Here is a 12,327-nt window from a genome sequence, read left to right as displayed (position 1 = left end):
AATTGTATTTTGATATACTTAACATTAAAACTCTTCTGCTGGCAAGGCATATACACACGTAAAGCCTTCAAATTCTAAAAATGATAAATCATAGTGACTGACATTACCATCATGATTTATAGCGCCGTAAACAAATGGATAATCTAATGTAAAAGGAGATATGAAAGTATGCTCTTTAAAACTTAATCCCGCAGTACCAAATAATTTATATAGTGATTCTTTAGCCCCCCAAATTATGGTTAACGCCTGAATTTCGTTTTTAATTTGCGAGATGTAATCGTTCTCAAATTCATTAACAAACTTATTCGCTATTTTGTGGATTTTTTCACGTTGTTTTTCAATATCAATCCCTACAAGCTTATCACTAACAATAATTCCTGCAAATTCATATGAATGTGTTATCGATATCTGTTTTCCGTCCTTTAAGTGTGGTTTCCCAAACTCATCATAATACAAATCATGATCCGTATATCCTACAATTGCTAACAAGTGCCGTACACTCATAAATGCACGTCGATGCAGCTCAGACTTCATACTATTTACTCTATCTCGACAATGTTTTGTTAATTCTATATCTTTACTAAGGAATTCGTAAGACTCTTCGATCTTCCAAATCAACACGTTAGTACTATTATCTACTGTTATAGTTTTGAAAAGAGGCATTTATATTATTAAAAGTTATTGTGTATCTTTGCAAACCAAAAAAAAGAGTCAAAACTAATTTTTTCTGGGAAACGAATTTAGAACAATTTAGTGCGAAATACCAGAATGCGCTTCATAAACATAAAATAAAGACTATGAGTACCAAAACAGTATCTTATGTTCCTTACAAGGTAAAAGACATTTCATTGGCTGCCTGGGGAAGAAAAGAAATCGAACTAGCAGAAGCCGAAATGCCAGGCCTTATGTCACTTCGTGAAGAATACAAAAACGAACAACCTCTTAAAGGTGCTCGTATTGCAGGTTGTCTTCATATGACAATACAGACTGCTGTTCTAATAGAAACGTTACAAGCACTAGGTGCAGAAGTAACCTGGAGTTCTTGTAATATATTTTCTACTCAAGATCAAGCGGCAGCAGCTATTGCAGATGCCGGAATTCCTGTTTATGCATGGAAAGGTATGAATGAAGAAGAATTTGACTGGTGTATTGAGCAAACTTTATTCTTTGGTGAAGATCGTAAACCACTAAACATGATTCTTGACGATGGTGGAGATCTAACGAATATGGTACTTGACAGGTACCCGGAATTAGTTGATGACATTAAAGGGTTATCAGAAGAAACCACTACAGGTGTTCATCGTCTGTATGAAAGAGTGAAAAACGGAACCTTGCCAATGCCCGCAATTAATGTAAATGACTCTGTTACAAAATCTAAATTTGATAACAAATATGGATGTAGAGAGAGTGCCGTAGATGCAATCCGAAGAGCAACAGATACTATGCTTGCAGGTAAACGTGTTGTAGTTTGTGGATATGGTGATGTTGGTAAAGGAACTGCCGCATCTTTTAAAGGAGCTGGATCTATTGTTACTGTAACTGAAATTGACCCTATTTGTGCTTTACAAGCTGCGATGGATGGTTTTGAGGTTAAAAAATTAGAAACGGTAATAGGTAACGCCGATGTAGTTATTACTACTACTGGAAATAAAGATATTGTCCAAGCACAACATTTTAAAGCGTTAAAAGACAAAGCAATTGTTTGTAACATCGGACATTTTGATAATGAAATCGATATGGCTTGGTTAAACGATAATCACGGAAACACTAGAGATGAAATCAAACCACAAGTTGATAAATATACTATCGACGGAAAAGATATTATCATCTTGGCTGAAGGGCGTTTGGTAAATCTTGGTTGTGCTACAGGGCACCCAAGTTTTGTAATGAGTAATTCTTTTACCAATCAAACACTTGCCCAGATTGAGCTTTGGAATCATTCTGAAAAGTATAAAAACGAAGTGTATATGCTACCTAAACATCTTGATGAGAAAGTAGCAAAATTACATCTTGCTCGTCTTGGAGTAGAATTAGAAACACTAAGAGAAGATCAAGCAGAATATATTGGTGTAACTGTCGAAGGACCATTTAAACCAGAATATTATAGATATTAAAAATCTAATTATAAAAAATAAAACCCCTTATCGATCGATAAGGGGTTTTATTTTTTATAATTCTTTGTGTTTTGTAATTTCACAAACGATCTTGTAACAAAGATGCGATATCATCGTCATATTTAAACACTTCAAAAACGATCCTTGTATGAGTACACTAAAAATTACAAACCTATCAAAAACATATCCTAATGGCGTAAAAGCATTAGATAACGTATCAATTGAGTTAGAAAATGGAATGTTTGGATTGTTAGGGCCAAATGGAGCAGGAAAATCATCTTTAATGCGTACTCTAGCTACACTACAAGAAGCGGACTCGGGAACAGCTACTTTAGACGATATAGACATCCTTAATCAACCATCAGAACTTAGAAAGGTTCTTGGTTATCTACCTCAAGAATTTGGAGTATACCCTAGAATCACAGCAGAACAATTGCTAGATCATTTAGCTATATTAAAAGGTTTTACCAAATCTACAGAACGAAAAGAGATGGTTAAATATCTTCTAGACAAAGTTAACCTATATGAAAAACGTAAAAAAAATATAAAAGGTTTTTCTGGGGGAATGAAACAGCGCATTGGAATCGCTCAAGCCTTAATAGGAAACCCCAAGTTAATTATTGTCGATGAACCAACTGCTGGATTAGATCCGGGAGAACGAAATAGATTTTATAACCTTCTAGCTAATGTAGGCAAAGATGTTATTGTAATTCTTTCTACTCACATCGTTGATGATGTTAGAGAGCTTTGTACTAAAATGGCAATCATGAATTTTGGTGAAATCGTATACCAAGGATCCCCAGATAGTGCAATAGATGAACTTAAAGGTAAAGTTTACCATAAAATCATCGGTCTTCAGGAATTAGAAAAATACGCTGAGCAATATAGTATTATCTCAAATAAAATGGTCGGCGGCAAACCTTCAATACATGTTTATAGTGATACAAATCCAAATAATGGATTTGAACAAGTAATCCCTAATCTTGAAGATGTGTTCTTTTCTAAAATTAACACAGATAACGTACTTGTTTAATCACTAGCCAGAAAACTATGTTTAAAAATTTTTTCTTATCAGAATTAAAGTATACATTAAAACAACCTTTGGTGTATATTATGTTGCTTTTAATGACATTAATGGTTTTTGGAGCTACGGCAAGTGACAATATCCAAATTGGAGGAGCCGTTGGAAACATCTACAAAAACTCTCCTAATATCATAACTCAATACACTGCTATCATGACCATTTTTGGATTAATGATAGCTACTGCTTTTTTTAATAATGCAGCCTTAAGAGATCATAATAATGGATTTAATGAAATCCTCTTTAGCACACCACTAAGTAAATCAGGGTATTTCTTTGGTAGATTTTTTGGAGGATTACTATTATCTACAATACCGATGCTAGGGGTTTTTTTAGGTTCTATTCTTGGTACATTATTAGCTCCTATTTTTGGATGGACCGATGCCGATAGATTTGGTAGCTTTTATTTAGAAACGTTCATAAATAATTATGCCTTATTCATATTACCCAATATGTTTTTTGCTGGCACTATTATATATACAATGGCTCACAAGTGGAAAAGTACTGTCGTTTCATTTGTAGGCGCATTAATCATTATCATAGCCTATATTGTATCTGGTACACTTACTTCTGACATTGACAATGAAACTATTGCTGCACTAACAGACGTTTTTGGAATTAGAACGTATTCTATAGACACAAAATACTTTACTCCTGTAGAGAAAAATAGCATTAGTCCTAGTTTTAGCGGAATCTTATTTCAAAATAGATTATTATGGACTTGTATAGGAATTATCATATTACTCCTTTCTTATTTTAGTTTCTCTTTCAAAGAGAAAAACAAAAAAGTAAAAACCAGAGATAAAGAAAAAGAAATAGAAAATAGAAGTTTTTCTCTTCCCAATATGATCCCTCAATTCTCAATAAAAACAGAATGGGTTCAATTTAAGAGTTTCTTCTATACCAATTTCTTAAGTATTGTAAAAAGTGTAACCTTTAAAATTCTATTCTTATTTAGCGCCATCATACTTATTTCTGATCTTTTAGGTGGTTTTGAATATTTTGGATTAAAATCTTACCCACTAACCTACAAGTTAATAGATTCTATAAATGATAATACTTCACTTTTTACAGTGATTATTTTAGTGTTTTTTAGTGGTGAACTAGTATGGCGAGATCGAGATAGTAAAATTAATGAAGTGGTAGACGCCACTGCACATACTTCTTTTATTTCATTGGCGGCAAAAGCTTTTTCTTTAGTTGGTATTACTATAATTCTTCAAGTATTTTTTGTGATTTGTGGGGTATTATTTCAATTATCAAATGGCTTTACGCGTATCGAATTAGATGTTTACTTTTTAGATTTTTTATACAGTAATCTTCCTATATACATTATTTGGAGCGGTGTTATGATCATGATTCAAGTATTACTCAACAACAAGTATCTTGGATATTTCATCTCTATACTAGTGATTTTTGTTTGGGGAATAATGTTAAACATCTTTGATATTGAATCTAACATGCTTACTATCGGAGCGGGACCATCATTACAATATTCGGATATGAATGCTTTTGGCCCTGGACTTAAAGGTGCACTATGGTTTAATTTTTATTGGATATTGTTCTCATTACTTTCTCTTTTTATAGCGGGTGCTGTATGGAGTCGTGGCGTAATGAGTTCTTTAATGAATAGAATTAAAATTGCAAAAAAACAGGTTCCAAAAACATATCGCCTATCGATAATAGCTATTCTAGGACTTTGGATTTTTGTTGCTGGTTTTGTATACTATAACACCCAAGTATTAAATCCTTACAAGACTTCTGATCAAGAAGAAGCTTTAGCTGCAGAGTATGAAAAGAAGTATAAAAAGTATAAGAATATTAAGATTCCTAAAGTTTCGGGGGTCAATTATTTTATTGACATTTATCCTAACAAAAGAAATGTAGACACCAAAGCGATAGTAACACTTACAAATGAGAACAAAACCCCTTTAGACTCTATTCATTTTAACATAGATAACCAATGGGATACTACATTTAAAATACCTCAATCAGAATTGGTTTATGAAGATCAAGATTTTGGATATTTGATTTACAAACTTAAAATACCATTACAACCAAACCAAACTATTGAAATTGAAATTAACAATAATTATAGGACCAAGGGTTTCACAGATGATAGAGGAAATACTCGGATTATCCAGAACGGTACTTTTTTAAATAATTTTCAGATCCTTCCGGGGTTAGGGTACAATGAAAATGCTGAATTATCTGAAAAAAGTGCTCGAAAAAAATATGGATTACCACCAAAAGTAAGAACTCCAAAGTTACAAAAAGGACCGACTCAATATCATATGAATAATTACCTTACCAATGGGCGATCTGACTATATTAATGTAGAAACAATAATCTCTACAGCAGGCGATCAAATAGCAATTGCACCGGGTTCATTGAACAAAAAATGGATAGAAGACGGAAGGAATTATTATCATTATAAATCGGATCAAGCTTCTCAAAATTTTTATTCATTTATTTCTGCCAGATATGAAATTGCTACTAGAAAATGGAACGGTATTGATATAGAAATATACTACGATGCAAAACATAGTGATAATGTCGAGATGATGTTAGACGCTACTCAGAGATCACTAGAATATTACACCAAAAACTTTGGACCATATTACCATAAACAATGTAGAATTATCGAGTTTCCGAGATATGCCAGCTTTGCACAAGCTTTTCCTGGCACAATGCCTTATTCTGAATCTATTGGGTTCGTTATTAACCTAGAAGATGAAACCGATAACAATGTCGTTGACGCTGTAATTGCACATGAAATGGGGCATCAATGGTGGGCGCACCAAGTAGTAGGAGCAAATATGCAGGGAGGAACAATGATGAGCGAAAGCTTTGCAGAGTATTCTTCTCTTATGACCTTAAAAAGTATCGCAGAAACACCAATGAAAATGCGTAAATTTTTAAAATATGACCATGATCGATATCTAAGAGGTAGAAGTACTGAAATAGAAAAAGAACTCGCCTTATATAAAGTAGAAAATCAAGGATATATCCATTATGGCAAAGGAAGTGTGATTCTATACGCTCTACAAGATTACATAGGAGAAGAAAAAGTAAATAAGGCAATGAAAGAATTCTTAAATGAATTCAAATATCAGCGCCCTCCTTATCCATCTTCTTTAGATTTTATGGAATACCTAGAACCAAAAGTGCCCGATTCATTAAAATATATCATTAAAGACTGGTTTAAAGAAATTACACTTTACGATAATCGTATAAAAGAATCTTCTTATAAAAAATTAGATAACGGAAAATACGAAGTTTCTATGACGGTCGAATCTTATAAAATAAAATCAGATAGCCTAGGTAATGAAACTAAAGTACCTATAAATGACTGGATAGACATAGGTGTTTTTACGGATACTGATGAAGAAAAATTAGTCTATGAAAAAAGGGTGAAAATCAATAAAAACGAAACCAATTTTGTATTTGAAATAGATGATCAACCTATTAAAGCTGCTATTGATCCTAAAAAACTATTAATAGACCGAGTTTACGACGATAACATTAAAAATATAAATGAAGAATAACTTGTATTCAAATTTTATATCCTAAACACAACATAGCCCTAAGTTGAAAACACTTAGGGCTTAATTGTTTATTTGGCTTTCTTGAAAATATAACTCATCCAAACAGGATCATTTTCTTCTGAAACTATCGATTGTCTATCTACAAATTCCCAATTGGCAGTATTCATAAAATTTAATAAGTCCGAGGTGTTTTCTATATCTTCTAATTGTTTTACTGTAATTGATTTTCCTTCAAGAGACTGCTGTTCTTCTACTTTTATTCGCTTTACTCTACCGCTATTATTTGCCTTTTGAATAACGATAACCTCTAGATAATCATACTTGGGGATATCTTGCGCCACCATTTCAAAAGTTACAAACAACACAAATAGTGTACACCACAACGTATGGATCATTGAATTTTTCATAGTTTTTATTCGATTTATGATTTTGGTATAGTAAATTTAGACAATTAGTTTAATACTCCTTACAAAATGAAACTAATCATAACATTATTTTCTATTCTTTTTTTAGGTATTTTTAAAGGATTTTCGCAAACAAAGGGAAGCATTAAAACTATTAAAGAAAAATACACTATTATCACAGATTTACTTGAAAAAAAGGAGCTTACACAAACTATTTTACAAAGTAATTGTGAAGACAATAATAGCAAAAACATACAGATAGGTTTTTATTATACCGATGATGTTTTGGTCTACATTAATCATACTTATAATCAAGGACATAACAATTATAATTATCACTACTATATCTGGGACAATGTACTAATTTTTTATTTTTCTGATCATGCTTCATGGAACTGGGATTATGAATGTGCACCCAAAGAACAAGAATACGCAAACGAGGTATGGACATATGAAGAAAAGCGTGTTTATCTTGTTGATGAAACCCCTATAAAATGTTTATACAAAACCTTTGAAGAAAAATCAATTGATCGTGCAACTAATCCCGAAATCGAGCTATCCAGTACTATCAAAAATAAAAATATAGATTGTAATAAAACTATGATAGAAAATATCCTTTCTTCTTACAAGAAATTATTAGCACTACAAGATAAAGAAGACATTTGTAATCTGGATATAGATTAAAAAAGCATAAAAACAAAAAACCCTTCTTTTAAAAAGAAGGGTTTTTTGTTATAAAGGAAAGATCCTTAGTTACGCTTCAAAAGGAACTATTGAAACATAAGACTTATTATCTTTCTTTTTAGTAAATTTTACCATACCATCTACCTTTGCGTGTAGTGTATGATCTTTACCAGCGTATACATTTTCGCCTGGCTTATGAGCTGTACCTCTTTGTCTTACAATGATGTTACCAGCTACAGCAGCTTGACCACCAAAAATCTTCACACCTAAGCGTTTCGATTCTGATTCTCTACCGTTTTTCGAACTACCAACTCCTTTTTTATGAGCCATTTTCTTTCGGTTTTATATTATTACTATTAAACAGTATTACCTGTTCTCTCTTTATTATCCTTTTAAAGCTTCAATCAACTCAGCTTTCTTCATTGAAGAAATTCCTGAAATTCCTTTAGCTTTTGCCAATTCTTTCAATTCAGCAACTGTTTTAGTGCTTAAATCTTCAGTATTTGCTTTTGGTTCAGCTTTTGCTTTTGGCGCAGCTGCTTTTACTTCTTTTTCAGCTTTTGCCTTTGGTTCAGCTTTTTTTGGTGCTGCTTTCTTAGCACCTGAAGTTACAATGCTTTCAATAACAATTTCAGTAAGAGATTGACGATGACCATTTTTAACACGGTATCCTTTACGTCTCTTTTTCTTGAAAACAATAACTTTATCACCTTTTAGGTGTCTTGTGATTTTTGCTCCTACTTGAGCTCCATCTATAGCTGGGGCGCCTAAAGTAACATTATCTCCATCGGCTGCAAGAAGAACTTTATCGAAAGAAACTTTATCTCCTTCTTCTCCTGCTAAACGATGTACAAATACTTTTTGGTCTTTTGCAACTTTAAATTGCTGCCCTGCTATCTCTACAATTGCGTACATAGCGTAACGTTTAATTAATTATTTTAAATAAAAGAACTACACCTATTTCGTAATAGGCGGGTGCAAATATACTCCTAATTAATTAAATCACAAATATTTCGTACTAATTAAACCCTTAATTTTCATATGATTTAATTAGTTTTAAGATCTCGTATCATTATATCTCAACTGGTCTTGAGTTATGACTTCTTTTAGGGTTCCAACTTTCTTTAAATAACTGCATAAAAGATAGTGTAAGAACAAATGTGGTAGCAAAGCCCATTATAGCAGCAATAAAGACTACTATACCTACTCCGACATGATAATGAGAACTCCAATTAGCTAACATTTCTGGCAAGAAACTCGTATTTATATTAGTAACGTAGATAGCAAAGAAAATAGTAAAAATAAGTGTAGCATTAAATCCTGTAAAAAGACCAGCCATAAACCCTTTTTGATAATCAAAATCGCTACTTTTTTCTTTTTTATATTTTTTCATGGCAATGTATAAACCATAGGCAACAATAAAACCATTCCCCAAACTAAAAACTGGATTAGTTTGCACTCCTATTAAAGCAAGAATCAAAAAATAGATAATAAGTCCTAGAGCAATTAGAACTCCGTATTTAACTGGAATAGTAGACTTTTTCATAGCTTAATTTCTTTAAGATTGTATCTTAAATATATGAAGATTGAGCCTCTTTCAACCTTAAAAGGTTGTTAATTTATTGTCTAACAGTACAATAGACGACTATTTACTCTTGTTAGTTATATAAACTCCTAGAATAATAATTCCAGCTGCAAATACCTGATATATTGTAAATTTCTCATGATCTAATACTCCCCACAATAGTGCTATAATGGGTATAGTATAGGTTACCGAAGTTGCAAACACAGGCGTACTTATCTGTATCAACTTATTAAACAATACTTTAGCAATACCTGTTCCAACAACCGCAAGTATCGCCACAAACATAAGACTGGTTTGCACCTTAGGATCAACAATCACATCAGCGCTAAAAAAACCAGAAAAACCAAGAATGATAAGAGCAGGTATAACCAACACTATAAAATTTCCATTAGCAATAGCCATTGGCGATATATGTTGCATGTATTTCTTAATAATATTTACATTAATAGCATAACATACTGCTGCACACAGCACCAACAAAGCATACCAATAATTTTGATTTGGGTTGACCGACGCACCTTCAAATATTAATGCCAAACAGCCCACAAAGCCGACTAAAATTCCTATTAATTGATTTTTGTTAAATTGAACTGAAAACACTAGCACTCCTAAAATTAGAGTAACTAAAGGTGTTGTAGAGTTTAGAATGGAAGCAATGCCACTATCTATTTCAGTTTCTGCAAAGGCAAACAAAAATGCTGGAATAAAGGTTCCTGCAAATGCTGATATCGTTACCCATTTCCAGTCTGAAGCTGAAATAGTTTTTAAACTTCTAAAACCAATTAAAAATAAGAAAATTGCTGCAAATAGCGTCCTTAGCGCCCCTAATTGCATTGGAGTAAGACCAACAAGAGATTTTTTAATAAGTATAAAAGAGCTTCCCCAAACTAAGGATAGTATTACGAGATACAACCATTTTAGTTTACTATTTTGCATTTCCCGAAATTAAGCTGCAAAAATGATAAAATTATAAACAAATAGATTCGTTTTGAAAGAAAATTAACTAAGGTTTAGCTATTCGACCCACCTTAAAGTTTCCATAAGATGCCTCATATCATTTCGTAAATAATCGGCAGCCGGTAAGATCGAATCATAATTAGGTTTTACTTCAAAATATATAGAACCTACTAGAAAATGACGCGTGCTATCGGTTAGGTAAAATTGAGATTGGGAAGCTGCATCTCCGGATACCTCATAAAACATACCGAATACTTTATTTTTTTCATCTACAAATGGCCCTTGAATAATACCATCTGCTTTAACTACATGTTCTTGCGTTAAGTTCTGGGCATCTCTTAATAAGGAATCTAAGTTATTATCTACCCTATAATAAGAGAGGTACATTGTTGCCTTTAGTTTTTTATACTCCAGATTATACCAACATTTTCTATTTCTTCGAGCTCTTTTAAGTTCAGAAAATTCATTCTTCTCAAAAGTATAAGGACATGGAGATGTAACTTCTATATACTTTGGTTCTGGATAGCTTAATCTTAGCATTCCTTTTGGCTTTGGAATTACTTCTCCCGCACATGAGCATATCAATAAAAGTATACTCCCCAATATCGAACATCTAACTATGGTATTCTTCATTAATTGTTAGTTTCACCTGTTTTATTCTCTTATTATCTAATGACTCTACTTTAAAGGTATATGCACCTAAGTTAAGGGTATCTCCTCTTTTAGGAAAACTCCCTGACATCTCTAGCAAAAGTCCTGCAATAGTTTCTGCATCACCTTTTTTATCTTCAAAAAGACTATTGTCTTCTAGTTTCAATACTTTATAAAAATCTTTTAATGCTGTTCTTCCTTCGAAAACATAGTTCTGATCATCTAATTTTGAAAATATTAGATCTTCATCATCAAACTCATCACTAATTTCACCAACAATCTCTTCTATAATATCCTCTAATGAAATTAAACCACTTGTACCGCCGTATTCATCTACTACTATAGCCAAATGATTTCTTTTTTTCTTAAAATCATTTAGTAAATCATCTAGTTTTTTGTTTTCTGGCACAAAATAGGGTTCTCTAAGCAAATTTGTCCAATCAAATTTTGTTTTATTAATATGCGGTAGTAAATCTTTTACATATAAAATACCTATAACTTTATCGATACTCTCCTCATAAACTGGTATTCTGGAGTATCCATTCTCTATTATTTCTGGTAGAATTTCCTTATAAACCGATTCATTATTTAGTGCAAAGATATCCAAACGCGGTCTCATAACCTGCTTAGCGTCAGTATTTCCAAAAGAAACGATGCCTTCTAGTATTTTTTTCTCTTCGACTGTAGTATCAGTATCTGATGTTAACTCTAAAGCTTGTGACAACTGATCTACGCTAATATTTGATTTTTGTTTCCCTAATCGATTATGGATTCCTACTGTTACACTTCGCATTGGAAGACTAATAGGCGTAAATACCCAATCCAAAATACCCAAAGGTCTTGCCATAAATTTGGCAAATTTCACACTATTTCTACTGGCATAAATTTTTGGTAAAATTTCACCAAAAAGCAAGATTAAAAACGTAACGATAACTACTTCTAGAACAAACCTAACATCTAACCAACCCCAATATTTTGTAGTTATACCATTAAAATACGTTTCGCCTAAGCTTGTAAAAAGTAATACAATAGCGATATTGATAAAATTATTAGCAACTAATATTGTAGCCAATAGTTTTTTAGGGTTATCTAATAATCTTGATACAATACTTAAATTCTTAGAAGTATTCTCCTCATCCTTAAGATCTGTTGGAGTTAAAGAAAACAATGCTACTTCACTACCTGATATTAAGGCAGAAAAGAACAGTAATATAAATAATACAACCAAATTAATGGGTTGCATGATATCAAAAGCTAGTAATGAAATAAATATAGGTTCGGGATCAGGGTCCAATTTATGCTT

12 protein-coding genes are annotated in these 12,327 nt (G+C 32.3%); 4 read left to right on the top strand and 8 right to left on the bottom strand.

The window, feature by feature from the left end:
* Positions 1–24: 24 nt before the first annotated feature.
* Complete coding sequence (locus tag D1816_RS18125) at positions 25–663, bottom strand: 4'-phosphopantetheinyl transferase superfamily protein (RefSeq protein WP_118504681.1); 639 nt, start codon at positions 661–663, stop codon at positions 25–27.
* A gap of 134 nt (positions 664–797) precedes the next feature.
* On the opposite strand from D1816_RS18125, the gene ahcY reads away from it, so the two are divergent.
* From ahcY to D1816_RS18110, 3 genes are all read left to right on the top strand, one after another.
* Positions 798–2,114 carry an adenosylhomocysteinase gene (ahcY, locus tag D1816_RS18120; RefSeq protein ID WP_118506286.1) on the top strand — a complete coding sequence of 439 codons (1,317 nt, stop codon included), beginning with the start codon at positions 798–800 and terminating at the stop codon, positions 2,112–2,114.
* Between the two features lie 148 nt (positions 2,115–2,262).
* A complete protein-coding gene (locus D1816_RS18115; protein ID WP_066315835.1) occupies positions 2,263–3,147 on the top strand; it encodes an ABC transporter ATP-binding protein in 885 nt (294 codons plus the stop codon).
* Positions 3,148–3,164: 17 nt separating this feature from the next.
* Positions 3,165–6,743: a M1 family aminopeptidase gene (locus D1816_RS18110; RefSeq protein ID WP_118504679.1), complete on the top strand. Its 3,579-nt coding sequence runs from the start codon at positions 3,165–3,167 to the stop codon at positions 6,741–6,743.
* A 68-nt stretch (positions 6,744–6,811) separates the two neighbouring features.
* On the opposite strand, the gene D1816_RS18105 is transcribed toward D1816_RS18110, so the two are convergent.
* On the bottom strand, positions 6,812–7,150 hold the full coding sequence (locus D1816_RS18105; protein ID WP_066315833.1) for a hypothetical protein: 339 nt from the start codon (positions 7,148–7,150) through the stop codon (positions 6,812–6,814).
* A gap of 66 nt (positions 7,151–7,216) precedes the next feature.
* Here D1816_RS18105 and D1816_RS18100 point away from each other — a divergent pair, with 66 nt between their 5' ends.
* Entirely contained in the window at positions 7,217–7,831 is a 615-nt protein-coding gene (locus D1816_RS18100; RefSeq protein ID WP_118504675.1) for a hypothetical protein, read from the top strand.
* A 69-nt stretch (positions 7,832–7,900) separates the two neighbouring features.
* On the opposite strand, the gene rpmA is transcribed toward D1816_RS18100, so the two are convergent.
* The 6 genes from rpmA to D1816_RS18070 all read right to left on the bottom strand — a co-directional run bounded on the left by rpmA (position 7,901) and on the right by D1816_RS18070 (position 12,318).
* Positions 7,901–8,161 carry a 50S ribosomal protein L27 gene (gene rpmA, locus D1816_RS18095; RefSeq protein WP_066315824.1) on the bottom strand — a complete coding sequence of 87 codons (261 nt, stop codon included), beginning with the start codon at positions 8,159–8,161 and terminating at the stop codon, positions 7,901–7,903.
* A 54-nt stretch (positions 8,162–8,215) separates the two neighbouring features.
* Positions 8,216–8,746, bottom strand: coding sequence for a 50S ribosomal protein L21 (gene rplU / locus D1816_RS18090; protein ID WP_066315821.1), 531 nt, complete (start codon positions 8,744–8,746; stop codon positions 8,216–8,218).
* Between the two features lie 157 nt (positions 8,747–8,903).
* A complete protein-coding gene (locus D1816_RS18085; RefSeq protein ID WP_118504673.1) occupies positions 8,904–9,377 on the bottom strand; it encodes a DUF4199 domain-containing protein in 474 nt (157 codons plus the stop codon).
* Positions 9,378–9,476: 99 nt separating this feature from the next.
* The gene (locus tag D1816_RS18080) at positions 9,477–10,352 is read right to left on the bottom strand and encodes a DMT family transporter (protein ID WP_118504671.1); all 876 of its coding nucleotides are present in this window, start codon (positions 10,350–10,352) and stop codon (positions 9,477–9,479) included.
* 78 nt (positions 10,353–10,430) lie between these two features.
* Positions 10,431–11,006: a gliding motility lipoprotein GldD gene (gene gldD / locus D1816_RS18075; RefSeq protein WP_066315815.1), complete on the bottom strand. Its 576-nt coding sequence runs from the start codon at positions 11,004–11,006 to the stop codon at positions 10,431–10,433.
* Positions 10,987–12,318, bottom strand: a complete 1,332-nt coding sequence (locus tag D1816_RS18070) for a gliding motility-associated protein GldE (RefSeq protein WP_066315814.1) — start codon at positions 12,316–12,318, stop codon at positions 10,987–10,989. Before D1816_RS18070 ends, gldD begins: the two co-directional genes overlap by 20 nt.
* Positions 12,319–12,327 lie beyond the last annotated feature (9 nt).

This window comes from Aquimarina sp. AD10, assembly GCF_003443715.1.
GTDB classification, from domain to species: domain Bacteria; phylum Bacteroidota; class Bacteroidia; order Flavobacteriales; family Flavobacteriaceae; genus Aquimarina; species Aquimarina aggregata.
Note: the sequence above shows the minus strand (reverse complement) of the source record. Positions and strands in the feature narration are given on the sequence as shown.